Below are 15,835 nucleotides of genomic sequence, written 5' to 3'. Positions count from 1 at the left end.
GCCAGTGGGCGCGCCGTCAACACCAATCGCGCGCCGGTAAAGACCGGAAGACTTGCAGAACTTCAGCAGGATATCCGCCTGACGACCGGCCGCCCGTATCAAGATAGGGTCCCCCGACAGCAGGGCCAGATGTGAAAAGGAAAACAGCATACGTGCTTGGGACAGAACGGTTTTTTCGCCATCCGGCAGTGGCAGGCCGTTGATATCCAGAACGTCATGGACGCCACCGTTTCCGGTATCTTGCACGCGGTCCAGCCAGTCGGGCATGCGGGTGTTCCAGAACCATTCGACCCATTCGGTGGCGGTTCTGGTGGCGGCGTTTGTTGTCATAAGAGCGTCTCCAGGGCTGATGCGCCGGTAAAGCAATGCGGCAGCTCGGCCACGATTTCGGGCAGGTCGGCGACGATCCCGCGCAGATGCAGGCGCATCGCGGCTTCGGCCCGATCGGGATCACGGGCGCGGATGGCGGCCACCACATCTTCATGCTGGGCGATCAGACCCGCGCGGGAAAACTTGCGGGCGCTGATATGGCGCACGCGGTTCATCTGGGTTTTCAGCCCTTCAAGATGGTCGGCCACAGCCGTCTGACCGATGCTTTCGGCAAGGCAGCGGTGGAAATCCTCGTCCACGCGCATGAAATCATCGCCGCTGCTGTGGGCCGACAGCCTGTGCTGGTCGGCGATACAGGCATCCAGCCGCGCGATGGCGGCTTTATCGGCGCGTTCGGCGACCATGCGGACGATATCGGCCTCGACCGCTTCGCGGATAAAGCGCGCGGTCTGCACGGCGGGCACTGAAATCAGGCTGGCGAATGTGCCGCGTTGGGGGCGGACCTCGACCAATGCCTCTTCTGAAAGCTTGATGAAGGCTTCGCGCACGGGCTGGCGTGATGTGCCATAGGCGCAGGCCAGCTCAGCCTCGGACAGGCGGGCGCCGGGGGCGATATCCCCGCGGATGATCCGGTCGCGCAGAAGCCGATAGACCTGTGGCCCGACGGCGGCATTCTGTTCGACGCCTTCTAACATGCACATCCTCCTGCTGGGGAAGAATTAGCGCCATACTTCCATACTAGTCAACTCGAATATCAGATGCTAAAACCCTGCAAGTGATAAGAGCGAGGAGTGTTTCATGCGGCAGACATGGCGGTGGTTCGGGCCCAAGGACCAATGTTCGGTTGACGATATGCGTCAGGCGGGCGTCGAGGGTGTCGTCTCGGCCTTGCACCATATTCCCACAGGTGCGGTCTGGTCCCCCGAGGAAATTGCCCGCCATCAGCAGCTGATCGGCCGGATGCGCGACGGCAGCCCTTCGGGTCTTGCATGGGAGGTGGTCGAAAGCCTGCCGGTTTCGGAAAACATCAAGAAGCAGCAGGGCGAATGGCGCGCCGATATCGAGAACTGGAAAACCTCGATGCGGCATCTGCATGCGGCAGGCATCCGCGTGATCTGCTATAACTTCATGCCGGTTCTGGACTGGACGCGCACCGATCTGGCGTGGCGCCTGCCGACAGGCGGCACCTGCATGCGCTTTGATCTGGAGGATTTCGCCGCCTTCGACCTGCACATTCTTGCCCGCCCGAATGCCACCGAGGATTTCCCCGAAAGCGTCGTGGCCGATGCCACCGCCCGCTTCAAGGCCATGACCGATGACCGCAAATCGCAGCTGCTGAAGAACATCGTCTTTGGTCTGCCGGGGGCTGCCGAAAGCTTTACCCTCGAGGATGTGCGCAGCCATATCGCCGAATATGACCGCCTGCCCGCCGCGCAATTGCGCCAGCATCTGGTCGATTTTCTGGCCGAGGTGTCCCCCCTGGCGCAGGAACTGGGCATGCGGCTGTGCTGCCACCCCGATGATCCCCCCTTCGCGCTGCTGGGTCTGCCCCGCATCATGTCGACGGAACAGGATTACACCGCGATCATGCATGCCGTGGATCTGCCGGCCAATGGTATCACCTTGTGTTCCGGATCACTTGGCGCGCGTCCCGACAATGATTTGCCCGGCATGATGGACCGCCTTGGCGACCGCGTGCATTTCCTGCATCTGCGCAATGTCATGCGCGAAAGCCGCGACATCATGGGTAGCTTCCACGAGGCCGAGCATCTGGGGGGCGGCACTGATATGGTCGCCTTGATCGCCGCTGTCCTGCGCGAGGAACGCCGCCGTCAGGCCGCAGGGCGCAGCGATGTGTCGATCCCGTTCCGGCCCGACCACGGTCAGGACATCCTTGACGATCTGTCCCGCAGCGCGCAGCCCGGATATCCCTCGATCGGGCGTCTGAAGGGGCTGGCCGAATTGCGCGGCATCATGACCGCGCTTGATCATCCGGTCGAGGGGCTGGCCTAAGGTCCTTTCTGCACAAAGGTCCTGCCCGTTGCGGCAGGACCGGTCACGGCATTCTGATTCGTCATCGGGCAGCGGATAGGGCCGCATCAGACTGCCGGATCCGTGTCGGGATCACCGATCTGCGGGCCTGAAAGCATTTTCGGGTTTCCTGCAAATCGGCATGAAATGCATGATATCACCCCCTATATGCCCCGATTTCCTCGAATTACGGGCTGATTTCACCGTTTTACCGAAAACCGCCAAGCCGCAAAAACCTGTCACAACAGTGACGGAAAACGGTTGCGGGAATTGCTGGACTTGGTTTAATTACGCGATGCGAAGAACAATTTGCGCTTAAGCGTAACTTAAGTCAGGCCGGACGGGGACAGTATGAAGAAACAGGAACGCATCGACCGTCTGGTCGGGGACCATGCTGCGCGCCTCTCCGAGCGCTTGCAGGCCCATCGTGCGCAACTGTTTCCCCCCGATGCCCGCAAAGGTCTGCGCAAGTTCACTTCGGGCGAGGTGGCCAAGCTGTTGGGCGTGGCCGATGCCTATCTGCGCAAGCTGCATCTGGAAGGGCGCGGACCATCGCCGGAAATCCGCACCGGCGGGCGGCGGTATTACAGCCCTTCGGAAATCATCGAATTGCGGCAGATGCTTGAAAAAGGCGCAAAATCCGTGGGCACCTATCTGCCCGGACGCCGCGGTGACGACCATCTGCAGGTGATCGCGGTCATCAACTTCAAGGGCGGATCGGGCAAGACCACCACCGCCGCGCATCTGTCCCAAAAGCTGGCGCTGGACGGATACCGTGTGCTGGCCATCGATCTGGACCCGCAGGCCAGCCTGTCGGCCCTGCACGGCTTCCAGCCCGAATTCGACCTGCTGGATGGTGGCACCCTTTATGACGCGATCCGCTATGATGATCCGGTGCCTTTGGCGGATGTCATCCAGAAAACCTATTTCGGAAATCTGGACCTGATCCCGGGCAATCTGGATCTGATGGAATTCGAACATGACACCCCGCGCGCGCTTGCCGAACGCGCCGGTAATCTTTTCTTTACCCGAATTGGCGAAAAGCTGGGCGAGGTCCGGGATGATTACGATGTGGTCGTGATCGACTGCCCGCCGCAGCTGGGATTTCTGACCATGTCCGCCCTGTCGGCCGCCACCGCGATCCTTGTGACGGTGCATCCGCAGATGCTGGACGTGATGTCGATGTGCCAGTTCCTGCTGATGACTTCTAATCTGTTGGGGGTTGTGGCCGATGCGGGGGGCGACATGAACTATGACTGGTTGCGCTATGTGGTGACGCGCTATGAACCCGGTGACGGGCCGCAAAACCAGATGGTCAGCTTTATGCGGTCGCTGTTCGGCGATCATGTGCTGAACCATCCGGTGCTGAAATCCACCGCGATTTCGGACGCGGGCATCACCAAGCAGACCCTCTATGAGGTGGATAAGGCACAATTCAGCCGCACCACCTATGAGCGCGCCATCGAAAGCCTGAATTCTGTCAATGGGGAAATCGAGGGCCTGATCCAGCGGGCCTGGGGTCGTGAGGGGAAACGGTGATGTCACGCAAGGATCTGCTGAAGGGACTGATGGAGACGCCAGACGCCCCCGCAGGCGGGACGCCCGCGCCGGTCACCCCGCGCCCGCAACGTGGCGCGATCGGGGCGGTCAGCCAGTCCATCGCCGATCTGAAAGCCCGCGCCCTGATCGAGGTCGCCCCCGAGCTGATCGACATGGCCGGGTTCCGCGACCGTCTGGACACCGATCCCGACAGCATCGTTTCCTTGCGCGATTCCATCGCGGAATACGGCCAGCAGGTTCCGGTTCTGTTGCGCCACAGCACGACCACCGAAGGCCGCTATGACGTGGTCTTCGGGCGTCGCCGTGTGCAGGCGCTTGGGCAGCTGGGGCGACCTGTCAAAGCCATGGTCCGCGATCTGAACGACCGCGATCTTGTGGTGGCACAGGGACAGGAAAACAGCGCCCGCAAGGATCTGAGCTTTATCGAGAAAGCCAATTTCGCCGCGCAGATGGCCGATGCCGGTTACGACCGCAAAGTCATCTGCGATGCGCTGTCGATCGATAAAACAGTGATTTCGCGGATGCTGACGATTACCGACGCCCTGCCGCGTGTGTTGATCGAATCAATCGGTGCCGCCCCGCAGGCGGGCCGCGACCGCTGGATGACCCTTGCCCGCAAGATCGGCCAGCGCGATCTGGAAAGCCTGATTGCCGCAGCAAAAGGTCCGACCTCGGACATGCGGTTTCTGGCTGTCATGGCCTCGGTGGCGACGCCTGGTGCATCTGCAGGAACCGTGCGCGAATTGACCGGATCCGAAGGGAATCCTTTGGGTAAGGCACGGAAAAAACAAGGAAAAACTGTGATCGAACTGTCAGCGGAAAGCCATGGCTTTGGCGACTGGCTGCTGGATCGCATGACGCAGCTTCACCGTGACTGGCAGGATGAAAGCCGGACGCGGTAAGGCCCCCTTACACACCAGAAAAGAAAGGCACAAAGGACGTACAAAAAGAAGAAGCTCTCCAGGACAAAAAAGACACCCCAGAGAGCCGCCAAGAAAAAAAGAACTCGCAACTCTTTTCTAGCGGCTTTTGTTGACAGGTGTCAACACTGTCCTGTCGGGCGATCAGAGGTTTGTACCCTGTGAACATCGATATGAGACATATTTCCACGACGCCATTCGGCCAGCGTCCGGTCACGACCGGTCTGCTTGCCGCCCAGGCTTTGGCCGAAGCCCCCGCCCCGTCCTGCATTCCCGACAAATGGGCCTTGCTGCGTGACCTGACGGCCGCCCGCACCGCATTCAGTGTCAGTGACCGTGATCTGGCCGTTCTGGCGGCGCTGCTGTCCTTCCATCCTGGCACTAGGCTGAACGACGACAACGGGCTGATCGTCTTTCCGTCCAATGCCTCTTTGTCCGACCGCGCGCATGGCATGGCCGAAAGCACCTTGCGCCGTCATCTGGCCGCCTTGGTCGATGCAGGTCTGATCCTGCGTCGCGACAGCGCCAATGGCAAACGCTATGCCCGCCGCAATCCTGCAGGCGAAATCGACCGCGCTTTCGGTTTCGATCTGCGCCCGCTGCTGGTCATGTCGCCCGACATTGCCGCCCGCGCCGAGACTGCCCGCGCCGCCAGCCACGCCCTGCGCTGCCTGCGCGAAGCGGTGTTTATCAGCCTGCGCAATATGACCAAGCTGATCCTCTGGGCCTCCGAGGCGGTTGCCGGCGATTGGGCCGCCTATCATCAGGCCTGTGCGGATCTGCAGCGCCGGATACGACGCAAGATGGACAGCAATGATCTGCAGCAGATGCAGGCCGAAATCATGGCGCTGACAGCGCGGATCGAAGGGCGGACGCAGTCGTATCAACCCCTCGAAAAATCCTATGAAAATACCTGTGAAACAGAAGAAATGGGCGGCAATACCCGTCAGAATGGGCGGCACTATCAGAATTCAAAAACAGATTGCTTGGAATCTGAAAAGACCCTTCGGAAAAAAGAAGAAGATTTTGCCGGCAGCTCGCTTCCCCTCTCCTTGGTGTTGAAAGCTGCCCCAGATATCGCAACCTATGCACTGGATGATATCCACGATTGGCGGGATCTGGTCGCAACGGCGGAATTCGTTCGTCCGATGCTGGGCATTAGTGCCGATGGTTGGCGGGATGCCTGTCAGGCCATGGGGCCGGATGTGGCGGCCATCACCCTTGCCTGCATCCTGCAGCGCAGTGACAGCATCATGAAACCGGGGGGTTATCTGCGAAACCTAACAATGAAGGCAGCCAATGCAGGATTTACCCCCGCGCCGATGATCATGGCCCTGATCCGCGCTGATAACACTAAACCGCTTTGACGGGCCCTTTGGTTGACAGCTGTCAATGGAAAACCCCTGTCACAGCATACCCGATTTCTGTGCCCGCCCCAGCAGCATCGCGACAGAGGAAGGATGCCATGTGTTTCGCCCCCGCGGCGTGCGTTCCCGCATCGCCTCAAGCCGCGCGCAGATGGCATGCAGGGTGATATCGGGATCGGCGCCTTTGATCGCGGCGACAATGGCCACCAGCCGGTCATCGGTTTGCGCCCGCGGGGCACGCTGGATCACCGTTTCCGGTAAAAAGCCGTCGCGGATATAGGCCCGCACCGCCCGCAAAAGCCGCGCCTGTGACCAATGGCGATCAGGGGGCAAGGGCGCGTTGATAATGCGGACCACATCCTCCCATGGCATGCGGGGACGCAGGCGGCGGACCTGTGGGACCCAATCGGTGGCCGATCCTTCCAGCCGCTGCATATAGGCATCATGCCGGGCCAGCCGGATCTTGCGTAGGGCTGCGGGGTCTTTGGATTTCAGACCGGGATTGCCGCCGATGCGACCCTGACTGCGCGCACTGTCCAGACCGGCGCGGGTGCGTTCGCGGATCAGGGCGCGTTCGAATTCCGCCGCAGCCCCCAGCACCTGCAGCGTGAATTTCCCCTGCGGGCTGGCCGTGTCGATGGGATCATGCAGCGACCGGAAGAACGCGCCTTTCTTCTCTAACTGCTCGATCAGTTGCAACAGATGTGACAGCGACCGCGCCAGCCGGTCGATGCGCGGAACGACCAATGTGTCGCCACGGCTGATCTGTGCCAAGGCGCGGGCCAGCGCCGGACGGTCGCGATCCCCCCCTGAGGCATGTTCCTGATGGATCACATCGCATCCTGCCACTTGCAATGCGGTGATTTGCGGCTGCAAACTCTGATCCTGGGTCGAAACGCGGGCATAACCGATCAGGGGCATAAGGCTTCCAATCTTGTAAGTCGCAATCAAACGGTCATTTGAAAGCACCCGCAACCGAATTTTCCGGCGAACCGGAACCGGATTGCCTGTTTTCCGGCCCCCTGCGGTAAAACACCCGGAGAATCTGCGCGGTGATGCGTAATGCTGTTATATTCTGCCGCTAGAGAGGCGGATGTATTGATATGGATGATCTTTCCGATGCCGCAATCTGGCGGCGCGCCCAAGGTGATCAGGCGGCGACACTGGCTTGTGCTGCGGGACGTCTGGGGGCGCTGGACGAAAGGCTGCGTCATGCGGGGCAAGGCGCGCGTCAGCATCTGGCCCTGGCCGAGGCGGACCGCATGTGCTGGTATCTGGGCGATCGGGTCTCATTGGACAAGCTGGCGCTCTGGGTCGCGATGCGGGTCAGAACCATCGGCGCGGACGGTCGGGCGCTGGAACGCGGTGGATGGGCCGTGCGGCGTTTGTCGGGTGGCATCGGGCCGGATGCGGGGCTGGCAGCATTTCTGGGCCGCCATGTCACCGCAGAAGAGGATGCAGACGGTTTGGCTGCGCGGTTGTCCGGCTGGCAGGATGCGGTCGATCAAAGCCTGCACCCGATTGTGGCATCCTGCATGGGCTATCACCTGTGGAATCTTGCGGGATTGGGCCAGAATGACAACCGGCTAGAGGCTGCTGTCACCGCCGCCCGCATCGCCGTCGGTCCGGCGCGGGGGGCGGTTTTTGCGCCCTTGGCCGGTGCGCGGGCCAATGCGCTGTGGTCGGGGGGCGATGTGGCATTGCGGCTGGCGGCATGGATCGATGCCATCGACAGCGGCGCGATGGCGGCCATCGCCTTTCTGGACCGGATCCGCGACTGGCAGGATCGTGCGGCACAGGCCATGGCCGGTCTGTCGGGCCGCACGCCGACCCTGTTGCGACAGGTGGTGGCGGATTGGCCGCTGGTGTCGGCCCCGATGGGGGAAAGCCTGACGGGGGCCAGCCGCAGCGCGGTGCAGCGCAATCTGGACCTGATGCAGGATCGCGGGCTGGTGCGTGAAATGACGGGGCAGGGCCGTTTCCGCTGTTGGTGCGCGACCCTCTGATGCTGCCCTAGTTGTCGGGACCGTCCAGCAATTGCCGTTTCAGGAAATCGCCAAGAAAGTCGCGCAGCTTGCGTGATGCCATGCTTTGGGGCTGGGCGACGGCATGGCTTAATTCCAGCATGGATTCGATGCGGTCCTGCGCGCGGAAGGGGCGGGCGACAAGACGGCCCGTGCCAATCATCGCACTGACAGACATGCGCGGCAGGATCAGCACCGCGCTGCCACGGGCGGCCAGTTCGACCTGCATTTCCAGCGAATGGGTCGTAAAGGCGCTTTCATCCAGATCCAGCCCAAGCGCATGCAGGCGTGCATCGAAAGCCCGCCGCACCCCGAAGGTCCGGTTGGGCAAGGCCAGCGGATGCGCGATCAGATCATCCATGGCAATGTCCTCATGGCGGGCCAGCGGATGGTCGGGCGACATGACGGGTTCATGGCGCACAGGGGCGCGGAACAACACCTCGACGCGGGTATCGCGGGGGGCGAACATCGTCAGCGCGAATTGCGACACACCATTGGCCACCGCATCCAGCGCGCCTTGGGCAGAGCCGAATTCCACCTCGATGGTGATGGCGGGATAGGCGCGGGCGAATTCCGACAGGGCGGGGGCCAGAATGGCGCTGGCCGCTGCGCCATTGGTATGGATGGACACCCGCCCGCGCCGCAGCCCTTTGAAATCATCAATCAGCTGCCGCGCGTTCTTCAGTTCGCGCGCCACCTTATAGGTGCTGGCGGCCAGCACCTCGCCTGCGGCGGTCAGGCGGATACCACGCGGATTGCGTTCGACCAATGCGCTGCCAAAGCTGTGTTCCAGCTTGTCCAGCTGACGCACCACAGCGGTGGGCGAGATATTGAGGCTTTCAGCCGCCTGCCGGATCGATCCGGCACGGATCAATTCGTTGAAAACATCAATGGCTTCCAGCTTCATCACATATCCTTGGTGCTATGGTTTGCGTAGCACTCTGACCTCAAAATATCTACTTACATTACACTTTGCCTCCGTGATTAGCTTGGGTCACAGTCGGGCGGTCAGATCCGACACCCCAGATCCTTCAACAGGGATACCATGATGACCAAACATTCCGATTTGCTGAAAAGCGTCTGCCTTGCCGTTCTTCTGTCCGGTGCGGGTCCTGCTTTTGCCCAAGGCACCGATGCCGTGACCTTCGGTCAGGCGGTCGAACCCCAAGGGCTTGATCCGACCGTGTCATCGCCTGTCGCCGCAGGGCAGGTCACATGGCAGAACGTGTTCGAGGGGTTGGTCACCATCGACCGCGACGGCCAGATCGTGCCGCAGCTGGCCACCGCATGGACCATTTCCGATGACGGGCTGACCTATACCTTTACCCTGCGCGAAGGCGTCACCTTCCAGAACGATGTGGCATTCGACAGCAGCACCGCGAAATTCACCATCGACCGCATCATCGCCGATGAATCCACCAACGGCCAGAAGGCCAATTACACCGCCATTACATCCGTCGCGGCCCCTGATCCGGGCACGCTGGTTCTGACGCTGTCGGACCGCAACGCCGATCTGCTGTACTGGCTGGGTTATCCGGCGGCGGTGATGGTCGAACCTTCCTCGGCGCAGGACAACGGCACGCAACCTGTCGGCACCGGCCCCTTCAAGGTCGATGAATGGCGCAAGGGCGACCGGGTGATCATGTCGGCATGGGACGGATATTGGGGCGATGCGCCTGCGGTCCGGACCGTAACGGCCCGCTTTATCGCAGACCCGCAAGGACAGGCCGCCGCCCTGCAATCGGGCCAGATCGATATCATGGGCGACTTGAGCGCCCCCGAGCTGTTCGACCAATTCGTCGATAACGATAATTTCGACACCGTCGCCGGTGCCGGAGAGATGGAGGTCGTCGCCGGCATGAACAATGCCAAGCCGCCCTTCGACGATCTGCGCGTGCGTCAGGCCCTGATGATGGCCATCGACCGCCCCAGTCTGGTGCAGGCCGTCAGCGCCGGTTACGGAACCCCCATCGGGTCGCATTTTTCCCCCGCCAGCCCGTTTTACGAAGATATGACGGCGCTGTTCCCCTATGACCCCGAAAAGGCCAAGGAATTGCTGTCCGAGGCAGGCTATGCCGACGGGTTCACCTTTGATTTCAAAGTGCCCAACCGCGATTACGCCCAACGCGCGGCAGAAATCCTGCAGGCGTTCTTTTCCCAGATCGGGGTGACGGCGAATATCGAAAGCTCGGATTTTCCGGCGGCGTGGATTCAGGATGTCTTCAAGGACACCAATTACGACATGACCATTATCGGCCATGCCGAACCGCTGGATATCGGGATCTATGCCCGCGATCCTTATTACTTCAATTACGACAATCCCGACTTCAAGGCGCAGATGACCACCATCGCCGCCGCCACGGATGAAACCGAACGCGAGGCAGGCTATCGCAAGGCGCAGGAAATGCTGGCACAGGATATGCCGGCGCTGTTTCTCTATTCCTATCCCAAGCTGGGGGTCTGGAAATCGGGCCTGCAGGGCGTTTGGGAAAACGGGCCTGTGCCCGCCAATGACATGACCGATATCCACTGGATGCAGTGATCCATCCACCTGCATGGCGGTGTGGGCCGCCATGCCTTTGCGGACAGGCCTTATGACACAAGCTTTCAAACGACTGCGCGGCCTTGCGGGGGCTGTGATGGTGCTTGCCGTTACGTCGCTGCTGATCTTTGTGCTGATTGATGCAGCGCCGGGCGACCCTGCCGAAATCATGCTGGGCACCTCGGCGCAGGCCGATACGCTGGCCGCGCTGCGCACCGAGCTGGGCTTGGACCGGCCTTTGATGGTGCGCTATCTTGGCTGGCTGGCGGGGGTGTTCACGGGTGATCTGGGGCAATCCTATACATATGGCGTGCCTGTTGCGGGGCTGATCGGGGAACGCATGTTGGTCACGCTGCCGCTGACGCTGATGGCGACGGTGCTGGCGGTGGCGGTGTCGCTGCCCTTGGGGGTGATGGCTGCGGCGCGTCCGGGCAAGGCGGGCGACGGGTTGGCATCGCTGTTTTCGCAGGTGGGCATCGCGGTGCCGAATTTCTGGATCGGGCTGCTGCTGATCCTTGGCTTTGCGCTGAACCTGACATGGTTTCCGGTCGGCGGCTTTCCGGGCTGGGGCGACGGGTTCTGGGCGGCGCTATGGTCATTGGTCCTGCCGGCCATTGCGCTGGCCATTCCGCAGGCGGCGGTGCTGACCCGCGTGACCCGCGCCGCCGTGATCGAGGTCACGAACGAGGATTTCATCCGCACCGCCCGCGCCAAGGGCCTGTCGCGCCGCCGCGCATTGTGGCGGCATACCGTGCCCAATTCGTTGTTGCCGGTGGTGACGATGCTGGGGCTGCAAATTCCGTTTCTGATTTCGGGGGCGGTGCTGGTCGAAAACGTCTTCAGCCTGCCCGGTATCGGGACGCTGGCCTATCAGGCCCTGTCGCAGCGCGATCTGATCGTGGTGCAGAATGTCGTGTTGTTATTCGCGGTGATCGTGTTGGCGGTGAATGCCGGAACGGACGCGCTTTATGCCCGACTGGACCCCAGACTGAGGGCGCGCAAATGACCCGATTGCCGAAATCGCTGATCATTGGCGCGATCATCACCGCCATTATGGTGGGTGCCGCCTTGCTGAGCCGCGTGTGGACCCCTGCCGACCCGACCGGCATGAACATCGTCGCGCGTCTGAAACCGCCGGGGGCGGCGGGGCTGTTTGGCACCGACCAGATCGGGCGCGATGTCTTGTCGATCATTATGGCGGGGGCGTGGACCTCGCTGGGGATTGCGGTTGTGGCGACGGTGATCGGCGGCGGCATCGGCACGTTGCTGGGCGTGACGGCGGCGGCCAAGGGCGGGCGGCTGGAACGGCTGGTGATGTCGTTCAATGGCGTGCTGTTCGCCTTTCCGCCAATCCTCTCGGCCATTTTGCTGGGGGCGTTGCTGGGGCCGGGGGCGCTGACCTCTATCATCGCCATCGGCATCTTTATGGTGCCGGTCTTTGCCCGTGTGACCCGCGCTGCCGCCATCCAGATCTGGGCGCGTGATTACATCAATGCCGCGCGCATGGCGGGCAAGGGCGATGCGCGGATCACGATGGAACATGTGTTGCCCAATATCTCGGCGCAGATCATCGTGCAGCTGGCGATCCAGACCGGCCTTGGCATCCTGTCCGAGGCGGGGCTGTCCTTTCTGGGCATGGGGGTTTCGCCCCCGACGCCCAGCTGGGGCCGGATGCTGTCAGAGAGCCAGACCTTTCTGGACGCCGCCCCGCATCTGGTGCTGGCACCGGGGCTGGCCATCGCCATTACGGTACTGGGCCTGAACCTGCTGGGCGACGGCTTGCGCGATCTGACCGACCCAAGACGGGGGCAGAACGGATGATGCTGGAGATCAACGACCTGCGCGTGGCCTTTCAACGCCGCAACCACCCCCCGACCCAAGTGATCCACGGCCTGAGCCTGTCGCTGGAACGGGGTCAGACATTGGGCATTGTCGGGGAATCCGGTTCGGGCAAATCAGTGATGTCGCTGGCCACCATGGGCCTGTTGCCCGCCACCGCAACCGCCACCGGCAGCATCATGTTCGAGGGCCGCGATATCCTGACCATGCCCGAACGCGATCTGTGCAAGCTGCGCGGCAACCGCATGGGCATGATCTTTCAGGAGCCGATGACGGCGCTGAACCCTGCCATGCGGGTGGGCGCGCAAATCGCCGAAGGGCTGATCCTGCACAAAGGCATCAGCCGCGCCGCCGCCCGCACCGAGGCGCTGCACCTGCTGGAAATGGTGCAGATCCCCCGCGCCGCCGAACGCATCGACAGCTTTCCCCATGAAATGTCGGGCGGCCAGCGTCAGCGCGTCGGCATTGCCATTGCCCTTGCGTTGAAACCCGACCTGCTGATTGCCGATGAACCGACCACCGCGCTGGACGTCACCGTTCAGGCCGAGGTGTTGGATATTCTTGACGATCTGGTCACTGATCTGGGGATTTCGCTGATCCTGATCTCGCATGATCTGGGTGTGATTGCCCGCATCGCTGATCGCACATTGGTCATGTATCGCGGCGACATGATGGAAGAGGGACCGACCGAGCGTGTGCTGCGCCAGCCCGGCCATGATTACACCCGCAAATTGCTGGATGCGATGCCGCGCCGTGTGCGCGCATCCTTGGGGGGCGCATAATGGCCGCATTGCTAGAGGTGCAGAACCTGTCGCGCCATTTCGGTCTGGGACAGGGTGTGGTCAAGGCGCTGGATGATGTGTCGATCAGTCTGACCAAAGGGGAAATCCTTGGCGTGGTCGGGGAATCCGGTTCGGGCAAATCCACGCTGGCGCGAATTGTCATGGGGCTGGACCAGCCGACATCGGGCAGGGTCATCATGGACCGTCAGGACCTGTTCGACCTGTCGCCGCGCGATCTGCGTAAGGCGCGCCGCAATTTCCAGATGGTGTTTCAGGACCCCTATGGCTCGCTTGACCCGCGCCACCGCGTGGGCCGCATCATCGCCGAACCGCTGCATCTGGACCCGCGCGCCCCCAAAGGTGCCGCCCGCCGCGATATGGTCGGCAAGCTGTTGGAGGATGTCGGCCTGAGCGCCGCCGATCAGGACCGCCACCCGCACGAGTTTTCTGGCGGCCAGCGCCAGCGCATCGCCGTGGCCCGCGCCCTGATCACCAAGCCACGCCTGCTGGTCGCGGATGAGGCAACCTCGGCGCTGGATCTGACGGTGCAGAAACAGATCCTGCAGCTGATTCTGGATCTGCGCGACGAACACGGAATCTCGGTCCTGTTCATCACCCATAATATCGGTGTGGTCGATGAAATCTGCGACACGGTCGCTGTCATGCAGAACGGGCGGCTGGTCGAAACCGGCCCCGCGCGTCAGGTGCTGGACCATCCCGCGCAATCCTACACCCGACGTCTGCTGGCAGCCGAGCCGCGCCTTGATGTCATCGGACGCCGGTCACGACGCTAGCTTTCCCGTTCCCTGCTGCTTTTGCCAAAGGTCATTGCCATGCCCGCTTCTGCCGCCAAACCTGCCCCGAATGCCAAGACCGGCCTGCTGGATCTGCCTGCCCGCCAGATCCTGACCGCGTTTCAGGACCGGACGCTGTCGCCGGTCGACTATATGACGGCGCTGGTCGAACGGGTGGATGCATCCGAACCGCATGTGGCGGCGCTATATCTCTACCGCCCCGACATGGCCCTGTCCGAGGCCCGCGCATCCGAGGCCCGCTATGCCAAGGGTGCGCCGCAAGGCGTGCTGGACGGGATGCCGGTCACGATGAAGGAGCTGGTCGCCACCAAGGGCGATCCGGTCCCGATGGGCACGGCGGCGATCGATCCGGTGGCCGCCGATGCCGATGCCCCCACCGCCGCACGGCTGCGCGAGGACGGGGCGATCATGTTCGCCAAGACCACCTGCCCCGATTACGGCATGCTGTCATCGGGGCTGTCCACGTTTCACCCCCTGTCGCGCAATCCGTGGGATGTGACGCAAAACCCCGGCGGGTCCAGCGCGGGGGCGGCGGCTGCGGGTGGTGCGGGATACGGGCCGCTGCATATCGGCACCGATATCGGCGGGTCGGTCCGTTTGCCTGCGGGATGGACGGGGCTGTTCGGGTTCAAGCCGACCCAAGGGCGCGTGCCGATTGACCCCTATTATACGGGGCGCTGCGCGGGGCCGATGACGCCGACCGTCGATGATGCGGCATTGTTGATGCAGGTGATATCGCGGCCCGACTGGCGCGATGCGACATCGCTGCCCTATCAGGCGCTGGACTGGGATATTCCGGCAGCAGATCTGCGCGGCATGAAGATCGGCCTGATGCTGGATGCGGGCTGCGGCAACCCCGCCCACCCCGAGGTGCAGGCTGCCGTGTCCCGCGCCGCCACATTGTTCGAACAGCAAGGCGCGGACATCATCCCGATTGCGCCGGTGCTGACACGCCAGATGCTGGACGGGCTGGATTACGCGTGGCGCGCGCGCTTCTGGGGGATGATGGAAAAGCTGGACGACGACAGCCGCGGCAAAATCCTGCCCTATATCTATGACTGGGCCAGGGCAGGGGCCGAGGCATCGCCGCAGCGGGTCGCGGAAGGTTTCGACCAGACCTTTGCCATGCGCCGCACAACCGCGCAGGCCTTCCAGTCGGTCGATGTCATCATCTCGCCTGTGAACCCCGATGTGTCCTATCCGGCGGAATGGGCCTCCCCGACCAATGACCCGCAGCGGCCCTTTGAACATATCTGTTTCACGGTGCCGTGGAATATGGGCGAACAGCCGGCCTGTTCGATCCATTGCGGATTATCGACATCCGGCATGCCCATCGGCCTGCAGATCGTGGCGCCGCGATATCAGGATCTGAAGGTGTTTTCGGTCGCCCGCGCCTATGAGGACATGCGGGGTCCGGTCACGGATTGGCCGCGCTTCGGGTAAACCCCGTTAGAAAGCGGTCCAGAAATTATGCGGTGATCTTAAGAAATCCGCTTTGACAGAAAAAGTTCATATTAATTCCTGAATCTGTCATTTTTCTGCTTGCGCCTTTGGATTGGTTTGCCTAAACACCGCTTCACCGAAGACGGGAACGTTGACGGTGCGGGAAGATTGGCGCTGCGGTG

The 15,835-nt window shown here is 62.2% G+C and carries 15 protein-coding genes; 11 read left to right on the top strand and 4 right to left on the bottom strand.

Going from position 1 to position 15,835, the window contains the following annotated elements; translation table 11 throughout:
- A partial coding sequence (locus tag DWB67_RS16785; protein WP_220475175.1) for a hypothetical protein occupies positions 1–330 on the bottom strand: 330 nt, incomplete at its 3' end.
- Positions 327–1,025 (bottom strand): GntR family transcriptional regulator, encoded by a 699-nt coding sequence (locus DWB67_RS16780; RefSeq protein ID WP_119808719.1) that lies wholly within the window; start codon positions 1,023–1,025, stop codon positions 327–329. The genes DWB67_RS16780 and DWB67_RS16785, both read right to left, overlap by 4 nt.
- A gap of 103 nt (positions 1,026–1,128) precedes the next feature.
- Between DWB67_RS16780 and uxuA the strand changes: the two genes are divergently transcribed.
- From uxuA to repC, 4 genes are all read left to right on the top strand, one after another.
- On the top strand, positions 1,129–2,343 hold the full coding sequence (gene uxuA / locus DWB67_RS16775) for a mannonate dehydratase (protein ID WP_119808718.1): 1,215 nt from the start codon (positions 1,129–1,131) through the stop codon (positions 2,341–2,343).
- A 369-nt stretch (positions 2,344–2,712) separates the two neighbouring features.
- Positions 2,713–3,900, top strand: a complete 1,188-nt coding sequence (gene repA, locus DWB67_RS16770; protein ID WP_119808717.1) for a plasmid partitioning protein RepA — start codon at positions 2,713–2,715, stop codon at positions 3,898–3,900.
- Positions 3,900–4,823, top strand: coding sequence for a plasmid partitioning protein RepB (gene repB / locus DWB67_RS16765; RefSeq protein WP_119808716.1), 924 nt, complete (start codon positions 3,900–3,902; stop codon positions 4,821–4,823). Before repA ends, repB begins: the two co-directional genes overlap by 1 nt.
- Before the next feature lie 191 nt (positions 4,824–5,014).
- Complete coding sequence (repC, locus tag DWB67_RS16760) at positions 5,015–6,208, top strand: plasmid replication protein RepC (RefSeq protein WP_119808720.1); 1,194 nt, start codon at positions 5,015–5,017, stop codon at positions 6,206–6,208.
- A gap of 39 nt (positions 6,209–6,247) precedes the next feature.
- Here repC and DWB67_RS16755 read toward each other — a convergent pair whose 3' ends face one another.
- On the bottom strand, positions 6,248–7,129 hold the full coding sequence (locus DWB67_RS16755) for a recombinase family protein (RefSeq protein ID WP_119808715.1): 882 nt from the start codon (positions 7,127–7,129) through the stop codon (positions 6,248–6,250).
- A gap of 182 nt (positions 7,130–7,311) precedes the next feature.
- Here DWB67_RS16755 and DWB67_RS16750 point away from each other — a divergent pair, with 182 nt between their 5' ends.
- Entirely contained in the window at positions 7,312–8,214 is a 903-nt protein-coding gene (locus DWB67_RS16750) for a helix-turn-helix domain-containing protein (protein WP_119808714.1), read from the top strand.
- 7 nt (positions 8,215–8,221) lie between these two features.
- Here the strand turns inward: DWB67_RS16750 and DWB67_RS16745 are convergent, their stop codons facing one another.
- The gene (locus DWB67_RS16745; protein ID WP_119808713.1) at positions 8,222–9,139 is read right to left on the bottom strand and encodes a LysR family transcriptional regulator; all 918 of its coding nucleotides are present in this window, start codon (positions 9,137–9,139) and stop codon (positions 8,222–8,224) included.
- Between the two features lie 141 nt (positions 9,140–9,280).
- On the opposite strand from DWB67_RS16745, the gene DWB67_RS16740 reads away from it, so the two are divergent.
- From DWB67_RS16740 to DWB67_RS16715, 6 genes are read left to right on the top strand one after another with little or no spacing between them, the layout of a single operon-like run.
- Positions 9,281–10,774, top strand: a complete 1,494-nt coding sequence (locus DWB67_RS16740) for an ABC transporter substrate-binding protein (RefSeq protein ID WP_255418742.1) — start codon at positions 9,281–9,283, stop codon at positions 10,772–10,774.
- Positions 10,775–10,826: 52 nt separating this feature from the next.
- Positions 10,827–11,780, top strand: coding sequence for an ABC transporter permease (locus DWB67_RS16735; protein ID WP_119808711.1), 954 nt, complete (start codon positions 10,827–10,829; stop codon positions 11,778–11,780).
- Complete coding sequence (locus DWB67_RS16730) at positions 11,777–12,595, top strand: ABC transporter permease (RefSeq protein WP_119808710.1); 819 nt, start codon at positions 11,777–11,779, stop codon at positions 12,593–12,595. Before DWB67_RS16735 ends, DWB67_RS16730 begins: the two co-directional genes overlap by 4 nt.
- The gene (locus DWB67_RS16725; RefSeq protein ID WP_255418741.1) at positions 12,595–13,395 is read left to right on the top strand and encodes an ABC transporter ATP-binding protein; all 801 of its coding nucleotides are present in this window, start codon (positions 12,595–12,597) and stop codon (positions 13,393–13,395) included. The genes DWB67_RS16730 and DWB67_RS16725 overlap by 1 nt, the downstream gene beginning before the upstream one ends.
- Positions 13,395–14,189 carry an ATP-binding cassette domain-containing protein gene (locus DWB67_RS16720; protein WP_119808708.1) on the top strand — a complete coding sequence of 265 codons (795 nt, stop codon included), beginning with the start codon at positions 13,395–13,397 and terminating at the stop codon, positions 14,187–14,189. Before DWB67_RS16725 ends, DWB67_RS16720 begins: the two co-directional genes overlap by 1 nt.
- A gap of 39 nt (positions 14,190–14,228) precedes the next feature.
- Positions 14,229–15,653: an amidase gene (locus DWB67_RS16715; RefSeq protein ID WP_119808707.1), complete on the top strand. Its 1,425-nt coding sequence runs from the start codon at positions 14,229–14,231 to the stop codon at positions 15,651–15,653.
- Positions 15,654–15,835 lie beyond the last annotated feature (182 nt).

The sequence above is a fragment of the Paracoccus sp. JM45 genome (genome assembly GCF_003590715.1).
Lineage (GTDB): Bacteria > Pseudomonadota > Alphaproteobacteria > Rhodobacterales > Rhodobacteraceae > Paracoccus.
Note: the sequence above shows the minus strand (reverse complement) of the source record. Positions and strands in the feature narration are given on the sequence as shown.